The 21528-nt window shown below is 33.5% G+C and carries 19 protein-coding genes; 16 read left to right on the top strand and 3 right to left on the bottom strand.

The window, feature by feature from the left end; translation table 11 throughout:
• Positions 1 to 167 precede the first annotated feature (167 nt).
• The 3 genes from B7R67_RS11495 to B7R67_RS11505 all read right to left on the bottom strand — a co-directional run bounded on the left by B7R67_RS11495 (position 168) and on the right by B7R67_RS11505 (position 6995).
• Positions 168 to 3569: a S8 family peptidase gene (locus B7R67_RS11495; protein ID WP_088070559.1), complete on the bottom strand. Its 3402-nt coding sequence runs from the start codon at positions 3567 to 3569 to the stop codon at positions 168 to 170.
• A gap of 502 nt (positions 3570 to 4071) precedes the next feature.
• Complete coding sequence (locus B7R67_RS11500) at positions 4072 to 4728, bottom strand: sugar transferase (RefSeq protein ID WP_088070561.1); 657 nt, start codon at positions 4726 to 4728, stop codon at positions 4072 to 4074.
• Positions 4729 to 5045: 317 nt separating this feature from the next.
• Positions 5046 to 6995, bottom strand: a complete 1950-nt coding sequence (locus B7R67_RS11505; RefSeq protein ID WP_142289548.1) for an N-acetylmuramoyl-L-alanine amidase — start codon at positions 6993 to 6995, stop codon at positions 5046 to 5048.
• Positions 6996 to 7269: 274 nt separating this feature from the next.
• Between B7R67_RS11505 and B7R67_RS11510 the strand changes: the two genes are divergently transcribed.
• The 16 genes from B7R67_RS11510 (at position 7270) to hag (ending at position 21449) form a co-directional block, all read left to right on the top strand.
• Entirely contained in the window at positions 7270 to 7890 is a 621-nt protein-coding gene (locus B7R67_RS11510) for a YigZ family protein (protein ID WP_088070563.1), read from the top strand.
• Positions 7891 to 7978: 88 nt separating this feature from the next.
• On the top strand, positions 7979 to 9025 hold the full coding sequence (locus B7R67_RS11515; RefSeq protein WP_088070565.1) for an LCP family protein: 1047 nt from the start codon (positions 7979 to 7981) through the stop codon (positions 9023 to 9025).
• Between the two features lie 292 nt (positions 9026 to 9317).
• Positions 9318 to 10487 (top strand): sensor histidine kinase, encoded by a 1170-nt coding sequence (locus tag B7R67_RS11520; protein ID WP_088070567.1) that lies wholly within the window; start codon positions 9318 to 9320, stop codon positions 10485 to 10487.
• Between the two features lie 169 nt (positions 10488 to 10656).
• Entirely contained in the window at positions 10657 to 11334 is a 678-nt protein-coding gene (locus tag B7R67_RS11525) for a response regulator (RefSeq protein WP_088070569.1), read from the top strand.
• A 211-nt stretch (positions 11335 to 11545) separates the two neighbouring features.
• The gene (locus tag B7R67_RS11530; protein WP_088070571.1) at positions 11546 to 12388 is read left to right on the top strand and encodes a DegV family protein; all 843 of its coding nucleotides are present in this window, start codon (positions 11546 to 11548) and stop codon (positions 12386 to 12388) included.
• Positions 12389 to 13137: 749 nt separating this feature from the next.
• Entirely contained in the window at positions 13138 to 14271 is a 1134-nt protein-coding gene (locus tag B7R67_RS11535; protein ID WP_088070574.1) for a DEAD/DEAH box helicase, read from the top strand.
• A complete protein-coding gene (locus B7R67_RS11540) occupies positions 14268 to 14948 on the top strand; it encodes a ComF family protein (RefSeq protein WP_142289549.1) in 681 nt (226 codons plus the stop codon). Before B7R67_RS11535 ends, B7R67_RS11540 begins: the two co-directional genes overlap by 4 nt.
• A 92-nt stretch (positions 14949 to 15040) precedes the next feature.
• Entirely contained in the window at positions 15041 to 15457 is a 417-nt protein-coding gene (locus B7R67_RS11545; protein WP_088070578.1) for a TIGR03826 family flagellar region protein, read from the top strand.
• Complete coding sequence (gene flgM / locus B7R67_RS11550) at positions 15457 to 15753, top strand: flagellar biosynthesis anti-sigma factor FlgM (protein ID WP_235822144.1); 297 nt, start codon at positions 15457 to 15459, stop codon at positions 15751 to 15753. The genes B7R67_RS11545 and flgM overlap by 1 nt, the downstream gene beginning before the upstream one ends.
• A 22-nt stretch (positions 15754 to 15775) precedes the next feature.
• Positions 15776 to 16261 carry a flagellar protein FlgN gene (locus B7R67_RS11555; protein ID WP_088070580.1) on the top strand — a complete coding sequence of 162 codons (486 nt, stop codon included), beginning with the start codon at positions 15776 to 15778 and terminating at the stop codon, positions 16259 to 16261.
• Between the two features lie 23 nt (positions 16262 to 16284).
• A complete protein-coding gene (gene flgK, locus B7R67_RS11560) occupies positions 16285 to 17799 on the top strand; it encodes a flagellar hook-associated protein FlgK (RefSeq protein WP_088070582.1) in 1515 nt (504 codons plus the stop codon).
• A 6-nt stretch (positions 17800 to 17805) separates the two neighbouring features.
• A complete protein-coding gene (flgL, locus tag B7R67_RS11565) occupies positions 17806 to 18717 on the top strand; it encodes a flagellar hook-associated protein FlgL (protein WP_088070584.1) in 912 nt (303 codons plus the stop codon).
• A gap of 57 nt (positions 18718 to 18774) precedes the next feature.
• Entirely contained in the window at positions 18775 to 19350 is a 576-nt protein-coding gene (locus B7R67_RS11570; protein WP_088070586.1) for a DUF6470 family protein, read from the top strand.
• Positions 19351 to 19360: 10 nt separating this feature from the next.
• The gene (fliW, locus tag B7R67_RS11575; RefSeq protein ID WP_088070588.1) at positions 19361 to 19801 is read left to right on the top strand and encodes a flagellar assembly protein FliW; all 441 of its coding nucleotides are present in this window, start codon (positions 19361 to 19363) and stop codon (positions 19799 to 19801) included.
• 10 nt (positions 19802 to 19811) lie between these two features.
• Positions 19812 to 20045, top strand: coding sequence for a carbon storage regulator CsrA (gene csrA, locus B7R67_RS11580; protein ID WP_088070590.1), 234 nt, complete (start codon positions 19812 to 19814; stop codon positions 20043 to 20045).
• Positions 20046 to 20603: 558 nt separating this feature from the next.
• A complete protein-coding gene (hag, locus tag B7R67_RS11585) occupies positions 20604 to 21449 on the top strand; it encodes a flagellin Hag (protein ID WP_088070591.1) in 846 nt (281 codons plus the stop codon).
• The last annotated feature ends 79 nt before the right edge of the window (positions 21450 to 21528 follow it).

The raw sequence follows: 21528 nt of genomic DNA on the forward strand, positions 1-21528 counted from the left end.
AATAGACTAGAGCTGCAATAAAAATGGCCAAAACTGCAATTAAATCAGGGGGAGTGCAAATAAAAAAGCTAAGAAAACATCCTCAAATTACACACTAACCTGCAATTTCCACCCAAAAATCACATAAAAAAGAGAAGGATCTAAAAATCCTTCTCTTTTATAACGTATTAATTCTTCGTAATTGTTAATTGGTACTGATCGTAATCAGAAATACCGTTAGTCTCTTCTACTCGAATGTAGTAAGTTCCCTTCTTCAACCAAATTTGGCCGACTTCTGGGTCGTTATATGTGTAGCGGTTGAAGCTGCCTAAATTTTTTCCGTTAGGATCAAAGAATGTTACTTTGCCGTTCATTCCAGCCATTGGCATTTCTAATCTGAATGAAACGTTGCGGTCTTTATCGTTTACAAATTTAAAATAATCTTTATCACCATTTGCGACATTTGCGTTTAAATAGCCTAAACCAAGATACGTGCTGTTACCAACATATTTTAATGGTGGTTGAATCGAAGGAATACCATTTTTGTATTTTGCTTTTGCATCTTCATCAGCTCTGTTCAATGAATAGAATCGGAACGCATAATCATGAAGGTTTGGAACTTCTGGTGTCGCATTTGCTACTTCAAAGAAATAGCCATGATTTGGTTTAGCTTGGAATGAACCTTTTGTGATGTCACCATAGTTTTGATAGAAGGTTGCTTTTTCACGTTCAGTTCCATCTAATTTTTTGTTACCATTTGAGTCTTCGTAAACTGTAATGTTTATTGGTAGATCATCCGTTAGACTAGTTGGAAGTCGATCGTCTTGGTCAAGTCCCATCGCTGCAAATTCAAAGCCTTTTAGAACGGTTGATGAACTATTGTTTTTAAAGTAATAATAATCTACGTCAGATGAAGTTGTGAAATTACCGTATAACTCATCATAGCTTTTAAGTGTTTTAGCAGCTCCAAATGAATTATTTGGTTCAAATTCATCTCTTTCAATCTCACCGTGAGATATTAATTTTAATCCATAAGGTACATCTGATACTCCATTAAATGAAGAAACTCGAATGTAATAAGTTACGTTTCGTTCAAGTCCAGCGAATAAGTCTTTATTTTTCGCTAAATAATCGCGATCAGTGAAATAATTTAGTGTTGATGTTACATACTCAAAAGCATCTTCGCTTTGATTGTACACATACACTTGAGCATAATACTGTTGATCTTTACTCGCATTAATATTTACTTGATCTATTTCATTTCTAGTTGGTGTGTACTTAAACCAATCCACATCCTGGTTATCTTGCATATGTGCATTGATTGTTTGACCAGATGTAACTGGAAGTGCTTTATCTAGCACTTGATGTACATCCGCAGAATCCATGCTGACAGTATCATCATCAATTGGCGTTGAATCTTCTAATTGGTTTACTAAACCATTTGTTAAATCGATTTGTTTAGAAGTGTTTGTTAAACCATCTTCATCAGGTGGTAAGTTTAACTTGTCCATCGTAAATTGGACTTTTTCAAACGATCCTGGAATTGTATTTGGTCGATCTGGTTGTGCTTCATATAAAGGTAAAGAAAAGACTGAAACTGGTGCACTTGATAGTTCAATAATATAATCTGTGTCTTTTTTTAATGTAACTGTCCCTTTTTCAGCCTCGCTTTTTCCGTTATGATCGATTGAAACGTAAGGTAACGGCTGCTTTGCATTAGGTGTGTTAACATACTGGTCCCACTTATCTTTTGTGTATACATTAATCGAAGTATTTAGACCTGGTAGTGCACCCATTGAAAATAGATCTGTTTCATCATCGGTTGGTCTGTATGAAAGATATCTAGCACCTGTATCTCCTTTATTAAATAAAAGGAATGAGTCATCATTTAAATTAGTTGTATCAAAACGAAGAGATGTAACTGGGATTGGGTTCGTTTTTGATCCAGTTTCTTCATTAATATTAAGTTTCTTTTTAATTGATAAATTAAAATTAGAGCTTCCATTTAAGTTGTATCTTGCGTTTTTGTCCATTACTTCAATAACAAGTGTGCCATCCTTTGGCGCATTGTAAATGGTTCCTTCATCCATTCCAGCAAGGACATCGTCAATTACTAATGGTTTCGAAGATGTTTTACTATTTCCTTCGTAGAATCGAAGTGAAAGCTGGTCATCATAATTTTTTGCCATTTTTAATGTAAGTCCAATAGAATCTCCGGCTTTTACACTTATTTTATAGCGATCAATTTGATGTGGTTTTGTCATTTTATCAGAATAGGATGCTTCTCCGTTATCTGAAAGCTGAACATTCGACGCACCATCAAATATCGCTGCATCAGAAGCCTTTTTATATGAGACTAGTTTTTTAAGATCATAGTTTAATGCTTTTACTGGATCAACTAGGCCATAACCGTATTTAATATCGTATCCTTTTGTGCCTCGATCAGTAGCAGTTTCTTCAAGAATTTGTTCTACATCGTAAGAAGATAGATTTGGATATTTCGTTTTTAATAGAGAAGCAATTCCAGATACAATCGGTGTTGCCATTGATGTACCACTTAAATAATAGTATGTACTTCCAATTGATGGAGCGTAGATCGTACTATAAATAAATTCTCCTGGTGCAACAACATCTACTCCCGGACCGTACGTCGAGAACGTTGCTAAATTTTTCTCGCTATTTGTTGCTCCGACCGAAATAACACCATCATATGATGCAGGGTAGCTATATTCACTTATACCACTATTTCCAGCGGCTGCTACGACGACAACGCCTTTACTAATTGCATATTGAATCGTGTCGTCTAATATTTGACTATACATTGTCCCACCAAGGCTCATGTTGATCACTTTTGCCCCTTTGGAAACTGCATATAAAATTCCTTCTGAAATCGTGTAGTCGGAAGTATAATCATTTCCGTCAAATACATCAACAGAAAGAATTTTTGCATTTGGGTTTATACCATATGCTCCAATTTTATTATCTTTTTTGGCTGCAATCAGACCGGCAACATGAGTACCATGGAAATCTCTCACTGATTGGATAGCTGGATCAACTACGTTATATGTTCCAAGTATTTGACCAGTTAAGTCTGGATGACTCGTATCTACACCTTGGTCAATGACAGCAACTGTAATTGGCTTTTTAGCAACTAGTTTTTGAGCGCTTGAAATTTTAAGCTGGCTTAAATGATAAGCCTCATCTTCTTTCGGATTTGCTGCACTCGACATTAATTTATATTGCACGCTCGGAGAAACTGAGTTAATCGTAGAGTATTGATTGTAAACATTCAACGCGCCTGTTAATTTTTTACCACTTTTTAACTTAACAATATCATAGCCTAGTGAAGGAAAAGACTTTACAACGCTCATTCCTGCACGATCATGAATCGATTTCGAAACAGAGCTTTTGTATTTCACAACATATGTAGAGTCGCTTATTTGATTTTGATTAGTAAAGAAAGGTAACGGAGCATGTGCGTTTAAAAAGTTTGTTTTTCTTATGCTCTTAACTGCTGCATCGGTTGAAGTAGGTGATAGTAAGCTAGCTGCCAAAGAAAGTACAGCGCTGTATTTCATAAATTTTTTCAAGCAGACCCCTCATTTCTAATATTCGATAGATTAGTAGATTAATCATACTAAAAAATGGTAAAAGATGAAATAGTATGTGTAGATAAGTCTTAACTATCATCGGCTAAATACATTATACCGTTAAAAGAATCGAATATTTTGTCGGATGGTGGGCCAGTGCAAAGAAAAAAATTAGGGAATAATATGAATTTAGGCGAATAAAGACATACACTTCATTCATAAAATTAATTTAAGAAGACTTTAATCAATTATTAAGGAAAATATGTGGATAACTTGTGAGTAACTTATTAAGTTATCGACAGGGAAATTGGATTATTAAATTTATGTAAAGGAGAAATTTGTCGTATCTAGTAGATTTCTTGTTGGACGATTTTTATTTGTAAACAACTAATTGTGGATAATCTTTAAATGTTATCCACAAATTGTTAATAACCTATTGATAACTCGCAAAATTGTGGGTAACTTTTCTGAAAATAAAAAAAGAGAACAAATTTGTTCTCTTTTAACGTGCACCTTCACCTGTTAAAACAACAGCAACTGTTTTAAACATGATTTGGAAATCAAGTCCAAGTGATTGGTTATCAATATAATATAAGTCTAAGTCTAATTTTTCTTTTGGTGTTAATTCATATCCACCATTTACTTGTGCCCATCCAGTTAAACCAGGTTTAACAACTAAACGGTTCGTAAATCCAGGAACTTCATGATTAAACTTTACAATAAAGAAAGCACGTTCAGGACGTGGTCCAACAATACTCATATCTCCACGGATCACATTAATAAATTGAGGAAGTTCATCGATACGTGTTTTACGTAAAAATTTTCCTAATTTCGTAATACGAGGATCATCAGTTGTTGCCCATTGTGGTCCATTTGCTTCTGCATCAGAACGCATTGTTCTTAATTTGTAAATTTTAAACGTTTTGCCATTTAATCCTACACGCTCTTGTATAAATAGCGCTGGGCCTGGCGATTCTAATTTAATCAATAAGATAAACAACAATACAAAAGGTAAAGTGACAATGAACGCTGCTAAAGAAAAAACTAAATCCAGTGTTCGTTTTATAAATCTAAATACAAGACTTTTTTTGTTAGATATTTCTATCTCTTTAATAGCTGCATTAAATTTTGCTACTTGTTGAGTATTCTGTAAGGCCATTTTAACACCTCAGTTTATAGTTTACATCATTTTATTCAATTATTAAGTCTTATCAAACATAGTAACCAAATAATTATTCACGATATCAATTATAATACCTTATAAAAATAAATCAATTATTTTTATAAAATGTAATAGAAAGTTTAACAAATAGAGGTTTTGTATTAATTATAATAATTTTGTAATATTTTGTAGAATGGTCAGACATGGACATAATATGTTTAATGTCTTATGTTTATCATTCCAGAGTAACTAGCATATCATACATCACTTTTTTTATGAATGGTAATTAGTAGAAAAGTTATATCGACATAACTTTATTGCAGACGATACATAGAAACATCTGCACCTTTTAACTCAAAATAATCAAGAATACCTGTGTAAATAGCCTCTGCAGCAATTTGACGCCAATAAGGTGAAGCTAATTTTTCAGCATCATTTTTGTTTGTAATAAAGCCAATTTCCGTTAAAACTGCAGGTAATCGATTTGCACGAATAACTTGGAAGTTACCATGCTTTGCTCCTCGATCTTGTAGTTCAAACGCACTAACCATTTGTTCCTGAATGCATTTTGCTAATAACTTACTATCATCTATATATGGATTTGTTTTACTAGCGAGTACTGATGAATTTGAACCATTATTTAAAAATGAATTATGTACAGTACCTGGTGGGGCCGCATTCTTATTTAATGAAGAACTTGACGATTTTATTCCATAATAATACGTTTCAAGACCACTTGCAGATGGACTAGCTGCATTTGCATGAATACTAACAAATGCGTTTGCTTTCTTATTAATAGCGAAAGAAGGACGTTGCGCAAGTGGAATAAAAATATCTGTGGATCTTGTTAAATAAACTTTATAAGGCGTAAGGTCTTTAAATAACGTTTCTACTCGTTTTCCAACATCTAAAACGACATTTTTCTCTCTTAGTCCTCCTACACCGATTGCACCAGTATCACTTCCACCATGTCCTGGATCAATCACAACGGTTTTAATATTCGAACTAGCGATTTTTTTAACTGGACGAATCGATACTAATAAATTTTCTGGATTTTTTGTTTTATTAGCTGTTACTGTGATTTGATGAATGTCATTAGCTTGATTAGAAGTGATATTCACCTCGACCTTTTTTAAAGCCTTCTGACCATCCTTCCAATTATTTATTATTTGTTTATTATCTAGCCATATACCAATTCCATCACCAGCTTTATAAACTAGTTCATACTTACCAGCAGGAAGACGTTTATACGTAACATATTTAACACTATAATTACTCGTCAAAATTTTAGTCGGTACTGGACTAACATATTCATTATTAGCTCGAATTAATACACTATTTTCTGGTCCATAGTAAATCTCTTGCGTAACAGGATGACCTAAAAGGCTAGGGTTATTGTAATAATACGCAACCCAGTTAGAAAATGGAATGACGGAAGAGTAGATAAATGCTTCTCCGCCCCTTGAATCTGTATAATTCGTTTTGATTGTATGGTCACCTTGTTTTACGTTTTCAATGACTGCAGTTTTAAATATTTTTGTTTCAGTTGGTTTTTTCGTTAAAATCAATTTGTCATCAAAGAAAATTTGAGCATCATCATCTGCATATAATGAAGCAAAATAATCACCTTCTAATAAAAAAGAAGTATAACGAAATGGTAATGTGAATTTGTCACTTGGATACCCTAATGGTGAATAGTAACCCCAGTTATAAGAGATATTTTCGTCGTTTAAATTGACTTTACTAAGAACAGGAGTAAGTGTAAACGAAAATGTTGAACTTTGATTCGCATTGAGTTGCTCGATTCGAATCGTGTGTAAGTCGCTTGATGAATTAGTTGTGTCATTAACTTGAAGTGATTTCTGGATGGTTTTCAAAGAGGTTGTTGATTCATCATTTGCGATCAGCTTATTATCGAAATAAAATTTAAATTGACCGGTAAATTTAATTGACAACTTATACTGCCTTGCCTGAATAACGGTACTAGTCGTTGATCGAATACTTTTTATTGAATCATTTAGATCATTTCCATTTGGAGCTGTGAATGAAATTGGTGCAGAGCTTGTTGTTAATTTTGAGGTATTGATTGGATTACCGCTTAGAGTCGAATTGTTATAAAAGCTCAGATCCCAAGTTGTTTTTGGCTTCTGGTTTTTCTGTGTAGAATTACTTTGCAATGAATCCGCATATGTGTAAGTTGGATAAATAGTAGCAATCATTAAAATCATGAAATAAAGTGTGAATTGTAGTATTTTATTTTTCATAGTAATTTTATTAATTGAGAATAAATTATGTGGTTTTCTTCAGATGTTTCTCCTCTAAATTTCTCCCTTCAAATTATTTTATTATTGAAACTTCTAATTTAATGTTACTCTATTCACACAGTCCCGTAAATAACAACTTTAGTCGATTCTTAGTGTTTTTTAAGGAATGGAATCAATAATTGTAGTAATATAGTGAAGTGTGACAAGATAGTAAAAAATTTAGAAAATAAGGTCGAGAATAATTCGCCTTATGTACTGAAAGGTTAGGTGTTAGATGCTAACAAAATATTATACAATTAGTGGTTTTGGAAGCCATGAAATTGAAATCGAAAAATCTAGATTTATTTGTTATATAGATGAAGTAAAAACGGAAAGTGAAGCTCAACAGTTTATTGCAGACATTAAAAAGAAGCATCACGATGCAAATCATAATTGCTCGGCGTATTTAATTGGTGAACATGATGAAATTCAGAAGGCCAATGATGATGGCGAGCCAAGTGGAACAGCTGGCGTTCCAATGTTGGAAGTATTAAAAAAACGTGGTTTAAAAGATATTGTAGTTGTTGTAACTAGATATTTCGGCGGAAAAAAATTAGGTGCAGGTGGACTAATTCGTGCATACGGACAATCTGTCAGCGAGGGATTAAATGCGGTTGGTGTCGTAGAACGAACATTAATCAAAGTAGTTAATGTGAAAATAAGCTATAAGTTATTAGGAAAAGTTGAACATGCTTTACGTAGTTCACATTACCATTTAGAAAATGTAACACATTTAGAAGAAGTAGACTTTGAGTTGTGGATAAAATTTGAAGAAATTGAAACTTTTAACAATTGGATGGTTGAACTGACAAATGGTAGTTGCCAGATAACGGAAAGTGTTGTTAAATACATGTAGTAGTCTATAATTCGTGTTATAATGACAATTTCTGACTAATTTTAGATAAAACAATCATACTAACGTTAAAGGAGGTCTCTTCGAACCGATGAATCAGTCTCGAAAAATGGCCAAAAAGAAAAGAAAACGTAAAAAGCGTTTTTTTACTAAATTTTTGTTATTTATTATCGTCCTTGTCTTAATCTTTGTAGGTTATAAAGGAGTTAGAACATATCTTGAATTAAATAAAGCTACAAAAGGTGAACAAATTTCATCTAAACTTCGTAAAGAAGAAGTGAAAATTTCAAAAGACCCAATTTCTATTTTGTTCTTAGGGATTGAAAATTATTCCTCTGGTGGTAAAGGTGGTCGTACTGACTCGATGATCCTTGCAACCTTCAATCCGAAAGATGAAACTGTAAAAACGATGAGTATTCCACGTGATACTTATGTAAATATACCTGGACATGCTGAAAAAACGAAAATAAACCACGCTTATGCATATGGTGGACTACAATTAACAGTTGATACTGTAGAAGATTTCTTAAATGTACCAATTGATTACTATGTAACAGTTGATTTTAAAGGATTTAAAAATATTGTAGATGCAGTTGGTGGAATTGATGTAGATGTTCCATTTGATTTTTGGGAATATACAGATACAAAACCAAGGAAAAAAATCTATTTTACACAAGGTAAAATGCATTTAAATGGTAAAGAGGCTTTAGCATATTCTCGTATGCGTAAACGCGATCCAAGAGGCGATTTTGGACGTGAAGAACGTCAGCAACAAGTAATGCAAGCTATTTTAGCTGAAATGAAATCACCAGAAACAATCATAAAAATGGATGATTACGCAAAAGTAGTTAGTGATAATGTTCGTACAAACATGAATATTGGTGGCGGATTATCACTTGCAAAACATTTACCGAACTTAAATAAAGAAGATTTTGAAACACTTAAGTTACAAGGTCATGATGATACGATAAACGGTATTTATTACTATGTTCCGGAAGAAGAAAGTGTAAATGAAATTTCTAGCAAATTCCGTGTACATTTAGATTTAGATCAATCTTCTACTACAAACACAACGAATACAGAAAGTAATTTGAATAGTAGTAGTGGTAGTAGTACTGAAAATAATACTGGTCAATAGTTGTTAAAGAAAGCTGATTCTGTTGTGGAATCAGCTTTTTTTTTAGGCCTTTTGTAATGATTATGTAATGATTGTGAACTTTGTGTTAAGAAAGTCATAGAAACATTTGAATTTTTTAAAACTTATAATAGAATAACAATATTAGATGGGAATTATTGGTTGGAGTCTAAAAATATAAAAATTTTAGCTTATTTTAAATTTTTGTACAATTGTAATACTAATTTGATTATAATGAATACATATACAGAAAATTGTTAGTCTTATCGTAAAAGGCTAATGGGGGAACAAGTGAATGACAACTAGGAAAATAGACAAACAAACATTGGATGAAGTAATGAATAACATGATTACAACCGTTATAGATAGTAAGTCCCAAGTGTTTGAGATTGTTGAAGATACTCGCACTGAGTATGAAAGATTAAGAATAGAACTTGAAGAAGTTAAAGTACAAGTGGTGGAGAAGATTGAAAATTCCGCAAGATTAGATCTACTAGTTAGAGCAGCTCGTCAAAAATTAATGGAAGTAGATGGAGATTTTAAGAGATATACAGAGGTTCAGGTTAAAGATGCCTACGAGATGGCTCAAAATATCCAAGAACAACATATCCTTTCGTTAAAAGAAGAGAAACAACTAATTCAACGTCGAAACGAATTAGAACGAAGACTGCAAAATTTGCTAGATCAGGTACAAAGAGCGGAGTTATTAGTTGCTCGTATTTCAATCATATTAAATTATCTTAATACTGATTTTCAGCAAGTTAGTCAACTACTTGATGATGCAAAACAAAAACAAGCATTTGGGTTTCAATTGATACAGGCTCAGGAAGAAGAGCGATTAAAATTGTCTCGCGAAATTCATGATGGTCCTGCACAAATGCTAGCAAATATATTAATGCGTTCAGATTTTTTAATTAAAACATATCGTCAAAGACCTCAAGAGGAAGCGATAAAAGAATTAAGTGATATGAAGGAACAGGTCCGTAGTGCACTAGGTGAGGTAAGAAGAATTATTTACGATTTACGCCCAATGGCATTAGATGATTTAGGTTTAGTTCCTACTCTAAGTAAATATTTAAAATCACTTGAAGAATATAATCATATTGAAATTAGTTTTGATTACTACGGTAATAATGAAAAACGACTCAATACGAAATTAGAGGTAGCTCTTTTCCGATTAATTCAAGAAGCAGTTCAAAATGCTTGTAAACATGCTAAACCATCAACTATTTTTGTAAAATTAGAATTTTTAAGAGATAAAATCAATGTTCTAGTTAAAGATGATGGAGTCGGTTTTACAATGGAAGAAGGAAAGAGTGAAAACTCTTTTGGATTAATTGGTATGAAAGAGCGCGTTGAACTTTTAAACGGTGACCTCAAAATCGAATCAAAATTAAATGTTGGTACGAAAATTCAAATCACTTTAGAGATGGAAGTCGAGACTGAATTTGCAGTACAAATGTAATGTAAGCGTCTGAAAATTTCTAAAAATAAAATTTTATTTCATATTTTGTTGGATTACATCGAAATAATTGTTAAAATATGTTAAAATATACTAGATTTTAGTAAAAAATACCAATTTACATATTAATAATAGATTAGCAAACTAGAATATATAGCAGAGGAGTATTGTAATGAAAACTAGAATTGCAATTGTAGATGATCATAAACTATTTCGAGAAGGAATTAAGAGAATACTAGATTTTGAAGAAAGTTTCGATGTTGTTGCTGAAGGTTCAGACGGTACAGAAGTAGTTGGTATCATGGATCAACATCAAGTTGATGTATTTATTATTGATATCAACATGCCGACAATGAACGGAGTAACTGCTACAAAGGCATTACTAGAAAAGTACCCAGATGCTAAAGTAATTATCCTATCAATTCATGATGACGAGTCTTATGTAACTCATGTTCTGAAAGTAGGGGCAAGAGGCTACTTATTAAAAGAGATGGATTCAGATACACTAATTGAAGCAATCAAAGTTGTAACAAAAGGTGGATGCTACTTACATCCGAAGATTACTCATAACCTAGTTGAAGAATTTAGACGTCTATCATTAAAAGAGCAATTATTCAAATCTCGTGAAGTGGAAGTACGACGTCCATTACATTTACTTACAAGAAGAGAATGCGAAGTTCTACAAATGTTAGCTGACGGTAAAAGTAACCGTGCAATCGGTGAAGCACTATTCATCAGTGAAAAAACAGTCAAAAACCACGTAAGTAATATTTTACAAAAACTAGAAGTAAATGACCGTACTCACGCTGTAGTTACGGCAATTCGTAATGCTTGGGTAGAAGTAAAATAATAAATGAAAATAAAACAGAGTATCATGTAGATGCTCTGTTTTTCTTTTCAACCTATACTCTTTTAAGTATAATAGTTCTTCCTAAGCTAAGTAGCATTGTCGAATTGGCTCAGAGTAAAGAGAATAAAATACAATGAATTTACCAATTTAGTTGTGTAAAATGAAACTAGTAAATACATAGTTGTTACTATTTGTAAGAAAGGATATGACAATGAGAACTGCAATCGTTACAGACAGTACATCTTATATACCTCAAGAAATAAGAGATTCTTTAGATATTCATATGTTACCTCTTAATGTAATCTTCGGAGATGCATCCTACCAAGAAGAAGTGGAAATTACAGCCGAACAATTTTTCTTAAAGGTACGTGAACAAAAGGACTTACCAAAAACATCACAACCAGCTTACGGTACAATTATTGATAAATTTGAACAGTTGTCAAAAGAATATGACGCTGTAGTTGCCATTACGTTATCAAGTGGTATTAGTGGAACATATCAAAGCATCGTATCTGCGGGTACAATGATTGATAACTTAGATGTAGTTACCTTCGATTCAGAAATTAGCTGCATGGTCCAAGGATTTTACGTTATTGAGGCAGCAAAAATGGCTCGAAATGGAGCGGGACCATCTGAAATCATTGCTCGTCTAGACGAAATAAAACAAACGGCAAATGCCTACTTCATGGTTTATGACCTAGACCATCTGCAGCGTGGAGGAAGACTTTCAAGTGCACAAGCATTTGTAGGAAGCCTGTTGCAAGTAAAACCAATCCTAACATTCGAAAATAAACAAATCGTAGCCTTTGAAAAAATTCGTACTGAAAAAAGAGCTATGAAACGAATTACCGATCTATTCGGAGAAGTTGCATCAAAAGGTGAAAAAATGAAAGCAGTTGTTATCCACTCAAATCGCGAAGACGACGCGAGAGAACTAGCAAGACAGCTTGCTGAAACTTACCCTAATGTTGAAATGGATATTTCATACTTTGGCCCAGTTATTGGAACGCATCTTGGTGAAGGCGCGTTAGGATTGGGTTGGTATGTTGTTTGATAGGAGAGTCCCTGTGATTGGGGACTTTTTTTTGTGGATCGCAAATAAATCTCGTAATCACAATTAAAAGTGTGGAACGCAAATAAATCCTCGTAATCGCAAATAAAAAGTGGAAATCGCAAATAAATCCTCGTAATCGCAATTAAAAATGTGGAACGCAAATAAATTCTCGTAATCGCAATTAAAATGTGGGAATCGCAAATGAAATCCAGTAATCGCAATTAAAAAGTGAGAATCGTAAATAAAATCCAGTAATCGCAATTAAAAATGAAATATCGCAATTAAATTTCTGAAATCGCAATTAAAAATGCCAAAATCGCAAATAAGATAATAAAATTACCTGAAATAGATTAGATTTTGGGTGTTTTGCTCTTAAATTAGAAAGTTTTATATCAAAATGACTAACAAACTAGCTGAAATTGTACACTTTTATCCCAATCCATCCCAATAATTTAATCAAAAATACAATTTTCCCCCAACATATTTATCTATCATAGAAATCATGCTACATTTCAAGTAAATCTAATGAAAGCAGGTACACAAAATTGCTTATAGGAAGAAAACTCCCAATCACCTCTTTAACCAACCTTCAAGAAATCCCTCCATCAAGCCAGATCATTCAAGCGGTTCAAAAAATCAAATCTCGATATGAGTGTTTCCGTTGTGGTAATCAAGACCAACACTTTTTTGCTACTCATTATTGTGCAAAATGTTCTTCACATTGTACGTATTGCCGGAAGTGTATTGTAATGGGGAAGATGTCGACTTGTACAATGCTCGCCATAAATGAAACTGATATGAAATTTGAAGATTCATTATCTGGTCTCGTATGGAATGGAAAGCTTTCCCCTCAACAAAAAGAAGCCTCACTGAAAGTAGTTGAAGCTGTTCATAGAAATCATGATTTGCTGCTGTGGGCAGTTTGTGGCGCGGGTAAAACTGAAATGTTATTTGAAGGAATTGAGGCTGCACTGCAACAAGGTAAATTTGTATGCATTACAACCCCACGAGTAGATGTTGTTTTAGAGCTCGCAAACCGATTTCGGCAAGCTTTTCCTACAGTTTCAATTGCTGTCCTTTATGGTGGGAGCGGTGAAGAGTGGAATCGTAATAGATTGACAATTTGTACTGTACATCAGCTTATGAAATTCAGACATATGTTCCATTTATTGATTATCGATGAGGTTGATGCGTTCCCATACAATATTGAAAAACATTTGCACTGGGTAGCTAGTGAAGCTAGAACAGAAACTGGTTCTACAATTCAATTAACTGCAACTCCTTCTTCTGATCAACAACAGCTAGCGCTTAAAGGTAAAATCCACAATGTTATGGTCCCCGCACGCTATCATCGGCAACCTCTGCCAGTTCCAAGCTTTGAGTGGGTTGGAAATTGGCGAAAAGCTATCCACAAAAAACAAAAACTCCCAAATCAATTAGAAAAATGGCTAAAAAAATTCCTTCAAGATAACTGTCCGATCTTCTTATTCACCCCAACAATTAAAGATTGTGTTTTTATAGAAGAAGCTGTTAAAAAGGTAACAACTAATTCCGCATCTGTTCATAGTCAAGATCCATTACGTCATGAAAAAGTAAGTGCTTTTCGAAAAGGGGATATACAAGTATTGATCACGACTACTATTTTAGAAAGGGGAGTAACAATCCCAAATAGTCAAATTGCAGTGTTAGGTGCAGACGAAGAGATTTTTACTGAAAGTGCTCTTGTTCAGATTTCTGGTAGAGCGGGTAGACAGTTGGAGTATGCAAACGGTGAAGTTATCTTATTTCATAACGGGATTAGCGAAGAAATGGTTAGAGCTAAAAAACAAATCCTTTTAATGAATCATTTAGGATATGAGAAGGGTTGGTTAGATGAAAAATGATCTGTTTGTATTGTGGAGGAGATTTTATTGAGCCGTTTTCGCTACATAAAATGTTTTTTAAAGAAAGAGAAACAGCTTGCTCACAATGTTTAGCGCAATTTGAAAGAATAAAAGACCCCGCCTGTGAAATTTGTTGCGGAACAATTTTAGAAAACCAAAAACTTTGTCAAAATTGCAAAGAATATATAAAATTAAATCCGAATCAGCCGATTATTGTTAATAAATCTATTTTTCAATATACAAATGAGATGAAAGAATGGCTAAATCGTTATAAATTTTACGGTGATGTTACATTAGCATCACTATTTATTACAGATTTGAAGGAATACTATCAAAAATCTTTCAGAAACTTTAAAATAGTTCCAATCCCCTTAAGTAAAGAAAGGCTAAAAGAAAGAGGTTTTAATCAAGTAGAAATCCTTGCACAACAGGCTGGTTTACCTTTTATAAAATGTTTACAACGTGTTCATACTGAAAAACAAAGTAAATTAAGCCGATATGAAAGACTGAGCAGAGAACAAGTATTTTCTTTTTGTGGAGATGAAAAATTTAAAAACGTGCCGATATTAATTTTAGATGACGTCTATACAACTGGTAAAACAGTCCGAGATGCTGCAATCATTTTGTTACAAAATGGTGCTACCGAGGTATATTCACTAACTTTAATTCGTGCATAAAAATTGGTAATTTGTCATGTGTAAAAGGACTTAATTTTGTGGCTAATTTCGCCGATATAAGTTATGTAACATTCGAAAATGGGGTGAAATTAGTGGGAGAATTACGTAATTGTCCTAATTGCAATAGCTTATTTTTAAAAACAAATCTTCGTGATGTATGTGAAAATTGTTATAAAACAGAACAAAAGCAGTTCGATGTTGTTTATAATTTTATCCGTAAAAGCGAAAATCGAATGGCAACGATGGATCAAATCGTAACTGCGACCGATGTCGATGAAGATTTAATTATCAAATGGATTCGCAGTGGGAAACTTCGTGTAGCTGGCCTTCCAAATTTAGGATATCCATGTGACAGTTGTGGAACACTAATTCAAAAAGGTTCTGTCTGTCCAAATTGCGCAACGAACATAAAACAAGATTTATATAAAGCTGAAGAAGAAAAAAGACGAATTCAAGAGCTTAGAAAAAAAGATAGAACATACTTCCTTGAAGGTAATAAAAGGAAGTGATGGAGTACGAAACGATTGACGATGAGGTGAGAAAAATGAAGGTTAATACATCAAGCGTAGATAGAATTCAATTATACCAAAATAACGTTAAAAAAATCGAACAAGAGAAACCACAGCAACGGGAAGATAAAGTAGAAATTTCCTCTCAGGCAAAAGATCTTCAAATGGCTTCACAGTTAATCGCAGACCGTGAAGAACGTGTACAGCAATTAAAAAAGCAAGTTGAAGAAGGCTCCTACAAAGTACAACCAACATTAGTAGCCGAGAAAATGCTTCAATATTTCAACAAGAAATAACATCGTAGGAAGAAGGATCGGCATGAACACAACAACTTTACTTACTACACTCCAACAACAACTCAAAGAATATACAGAGCTTTATGATTTATCTGTTGCAAAAACAGATATGATAAAGAAAAATGATATAGCTAATTTAAACGAAATCATTAATAAAGAAGCAAAATGCTTACTTTCAATTGACGTTTTAGAAAAGAACCGAATTGAAGCAGTTTATTCAGTACTAAGTGGACATGAATGGAGTGGGGATATCCCTACTCTTTCAGACTGCTTAAAAGTTGTAACTAAAGAAGAAGCTATGAAACTTCAATCTATTCAATCTGAATTAGTTATTAAAATAGAAGAATTAAAAGAACGTAATTACTTAAATCAAGAACTTATCTATCAATCTATGCAGTTTGTTTCAATGTCTCTATCAATGGTAAAACCTAAACAAACAGCGCCAAACTATGGACCATCTGCTAAACAAATACAGAAAAAAGATATTTTATTCGACTCACAAGTATAGATTATGTAAGGAGGTTTCACATTATGCGCCCTACATTTATGGGATTAGAAACGGCTAAGAGAGGTATGTTTACGCAGCAAGCTGCGATTAGTGTGTTAGGACATAATATTGCTAATGCGAATACAGATGGATATACACGTCAACGCGTGAATATGCAACAAACGTCACCATTTCCTTCTATAGGAATGGAAAGACCTTATATACCAGGATTAATTGGGACGGGTGTTGAAGCTACGTCTGTTCAACGAGTACGTGAATCTTTTTTAGATATCCAATATAGAAACAATAATAGCCAGCTTGGTTATTATGCTAGCCGAAGTGATGCACTTCAAAAAATGGAAGAAATTATGAATGAACCTTCTGAACAAGGACTAGCGAAAACATTAGATCGTTTTTGGCAATCATTACAAGATTTATCTTTAAATCCTAGTAACTCAGGCGCTAGATCAGTTGTTTTAGAACGTGGGAAAGCAGTTGCTGAAACGTTTAATTATTTATCAAAATCATTAAAAACAGTGCAAAGTGATCAAAAAAACCAAATAGAAGTTGAAACACAAAATGTTAATTCACTTTTAAATCAAATACAAAATGTAAACCGCAAAATTGCTGATGTTGAGCCTCATGGTGTATTACCGAATGATTTGTACGATGAGCGCGATCGATTAATTGATAAATTATCTAATCTAGTTAATATTAAAGTTACCTATACTTCAAGTGGTGGACAATCTCTTCCAGCAGCCGAAGGAAAAGCCACAATTGACTTAGTTACTGAAGATGGAAGTGTTATTGAATCAGGTCGAGTTATTGACGGAACAGATATAAAAGCAGATCCAAAATATTTAAAAGTAAACTATGACACTACTACTGGATTAGTAGATACAGTCTCGATTGGAAATAATACAATTGACGTAGAAAACTTTAAATCCATGGGTAAACTTAATAGTTTAATTAAATCATTTGGTTATTTAGATAGCACAAATGCTCAAGTTGGTACCTACCCGGAAATGCTTAAGAATTTAGATGACATAGCTAATACATTTGCTACTACTTTTAATACGGTGCATGCTTCTGGTATTACATTAAATGATGTGAATGGTGGGAACTTCTTCGGTTCAACTTCAGGACCTATTAGTGCAAGTACTATTAATGTAGTAATTTCAAATCTTAATGACATTGCTGCTGGTTCAACTACTAGTGATGGTGATGGGAAAAACGCATTAGCATTAGCAGATGTTATGAGAAGAACTGATTTAACAATCGGTTCTACAACTAATACAAGTATTACAGCTTTTTATCAAGGCGTAATTGGTGGGATGGGTGTACAATCTCAGGAAGCTGAGCGATTAATGACAAATAGTGGGATATTAGTAGACTCAGTGGATCAAAACCGCAAATCAGTAAGTAGTGTATCTCTAGATGAAGAAATGACAGACATGGTGAAATTCCAACATGCTTACAACGCTGCAGCGCGTAATATCACAGCAATTGATGAAATGTTAGATAAAATTATTAATGGTATGGGAATTGTTGGGAGGTAATGAATAATGCGTGTTACGCAAACGATGATTAGTAATAATATGCTTCGAAATCTAGGTAATAGTTATTCGAAACTTGACAAATACAATGACCAACTTGCTTCTGGTAAAAAAATTAGCCGTCCATCAGATGATCCGGTTATAGCAATGAAGGGGATTTATTATCGTTCAGATGTTACACAAGTTGAACAATATAAACGTAATTTATCTGAAGGATATTCTTGGATTGAGTCAAGTGATGATTCACTTGACAAAGTAACACAAGCGCTTCAACGTATGAGAGAATTAGCGGTTAACGGCGGGAACGAAGCAAATAGTGCAAGCTCCCGTCAGGCTTTAGCTGCAGAAGTTAAACAGTTAATTGGACATATAGGTTCTCTTGCTAATACACAAGTTGGAGATAAATATATTTTTAATGGATTAGATACTAATAAACAACCAGTAGATATGACAGTAACGACCGCGGCTGATGGACAAATTTCATTAAGTGGAACATACCCAACTAGTACAACTTATAAACCATTTGATATGCAAGTATCAAAAGGGGTAAATGTACCTATAAATGCTGATCCGGATAATATTTTTGACATAACGACTTTAAATAAATTAGTATCTCTTCATAATGGATTACAAACGGATAAAACAGCTGATATTGAGGCTGGGATAGCAGATTTGGATAATATTCTCAAAAGTGTTCTAGATGCTCGAACTAAAATTGGAGCAACACAAAATCGTATTGAAATGATTGATGACCGTTTAGGAACACAAGAAATTATCGCGAACAGAATTATGTCTGATAATGAGGATGCTAACATTGAAAAGGTTATTACAGATTTAAAAACACAAGAGAGTGTGCATAATGCGGCTTTGGGTGTTGGGGCACGTATTATTCAACCAACTTTATTAGACTTCTTACGTTAAGCTATCAATTTTTGATAGCTTTTCTTATAGGAAATTTAGAGTGAGAGGAAGAGGAGTATGCAATTTCCTCAAATACGATTACAAACTACTATTGCTAAATTAGGTATAAATATTGAAAAAATGATGCTAGAATATGAACAACCAAGAGCAGAAATGACAATTCACCAACAAAATGCAGAAATGGATGTTCAAAGAGTAGCACCTACATTAGAAATGGATTCAACTGAGGCGAGAGCAGATCTTGATTTGAAAAGTGCTCGTCGCCGGATAGAAGATGCCGCTACTGATGGCTATCAAGCATGGCTAGACGGTCTTGCAAGGATGTCACAGCAAGGTGATCAGATGATGATGGTCCAGAATAATAGAAATGCGATTTCAGATATAGCTAAAGCGAATAGCTCACATCCAATCTATGATTTTAATATCGCTTTCGTACCAAGATGGGGTAGTTTTAAAATGTCCTATGATCCAGGAAGCTTTAACATTAACTGGACTACTCATAAGCCAGAAATAGAAGTTACACCACAAAAAGCCATTACAAATATTACTCCAGGTAAAGTAGGTTATTATATGAGTACTTGGAATAGCTTGAAAATTGATTATACTGGATTAACAATAGATCAAAAAGGGTAAGGTGAAAGGTATGAACATTCAAACAAAATATCATGGTGAAGTAGTTATTCAACAAGAAAATATACTAACCTTCCCAAAAGGGATCCCCGCCTTTGAAGATGAAAAACAGTTTATTATTCTACCCCTTGATGAAAAAACGCCATTCTCAATCTTGCAATCTACCAAAACTTCAAATTTGGCATTTGTAATTGGGGATGTATTTTCATTATTTCCAGAGTATGATATTGAACTATCACAAAATGCAGTTGAAGTTTTGGAATTATCGAACTCTGAAGATGCTATTGTGTACTGTATTATTACTGTCAAAGAACCTTTTATGCAATCAACTGCAAACTTACAAGGGCCTATAGTCATTAACTCAGTTAAAAAGATTGGTAAGCAGGTTGTATTGAATCAATCGAATTATAAAACAAAACATGAACTAGTTGGATCACCAGCTCTTTCTAAGTAGGGGTGATGAAATGTTAGTGCTAACTAGAAAACTTAAAGAAGCAATTATGATTGGTGATGATATTGAAATCTCAATAGCTTCAATTGAGGGTGATCAAGTGAAGCTTGCGATATCAGCACCAAAACACATCGATATACATCGGAAAGAAATCTATTTGTCTATTAAAGAAGAAAATAAACAAGCAGCTTCTGGATCCAATAATATGGCGGAAGTACTTAAACAAATGAGTAAAACGATCGAATAAATAAATTAAAAGAACAATAAAAATGTATCTCTCTAGAAAATGAGGGGTACATTTTTGTGTTTTTAGCCTATATTTATAAAAAATTATTATGTTGATTAAGTGTTAATAAATAAAATGCGCAATTTCATCGATATCCTTTCTTTGTGGTGCTTTTACATCGCGTTCTGGAACTCCGAGAGCTAAAACAAGATTAATAGTTATATCACTCTAGATCTCGAGAAGTCCTGCGATTTCTTTAAAAAATAACTTTCAAGAAAATAGAATAATAATAAAACAAAATAAAATATAAGAAAAACGCATACTTTTCAACATTCAATAAGTTTTTATTTAGGAGGATACTAGCCAAAATGTTATTAATAATTAGATGATAGGATAAAAGGGCAGTTATTCAATTTGTCGAAAAATCTTTTTTTAAAATAGACTAAAATCTACAAAAAAACAGTCGATATAATTTATGTAAAGGAACACGTTAGAAAAGCTCAAGTTTTTCAAATAGGTTCCTAAATAAAATGAGTGTTCACATGGAAGTGGACATACATATTCAAGGAGGAAATTTAAATGATTATCAATCACAACATCGCTGCAGCAAATGCACACCGTAATTTAATGACAAACAATGTAAATGCAAACAAAAACATGGAAAAATTATCTTCAGGTTTACGTATTAACCGTGCTGGTGATGATGCTGCAGGTCTTTCAATCTCTGAAAAAATGCGTGGGCAAATTCGCGGTTTAGATCAAGCTTCTCGTAATGCTCAAGACGGAATTTCTTTAATCCAAACTGCTGAGGGTGCATTAGGGGAAACTCATTCAATTTTACAACGTATGCGTGAATTAGCAGTACAATCAGCAAATGATACAAATAATGATACTGAAGATCGAGTAGCTATCACAACTGAAATGGATCAATTAGCTAAGGATATTAACAGAATTTCTAATAACACAGAGTTTAATACTAAAAAATTATTAGATGGTTCTCAAACAGCTCAAGGATTAATATTCCATATCGGTGCTAATAAAGATCAAGAATTAACTCTTAAAATTAATTCAATGGATGCTCTTTCACTTGGAGTAGGTACTGATAATAAAGAAACAACTAGTGGTATCGACGTTTCAACACAAACGGCTGCAAATACAGCAATCGATACAATTGACACAGCTATCAAAAATGTTTCAGCTGAACGTTCAAACTTAGGTGCATACCAAAACCGTTTAGAACACACTATCAACAACTTAGGCAATGCTTCAGAGAACTTAACTGCTGCTGAATCTCGTGTCCGTGACGTTGATATGGCGAAAGAAATGATGGAATTTACTAAAAATAACATCTTAAGTCAAGCTTCACAAGCTATGCTAGCTCAAGCAAACCAACAACCTCAAGGTGTATTACAACTTCTTCGTTAATTTTAAAAGAGCGAGCATCCTATTTTGGGATGCTCTTTTTTTAGATAGTTTACTAGTTCAAATTTCGTGTGTTTATCTA

It is taken from the genome of Gottfriedia luciferensis, assembly GCF_002156865.1.
Lineage (GTDB): Bacteria > Bacillota > Bacilli > Bacillales > Bacillaceae_G > Gottfriedia > Gottfriedia luciferensis.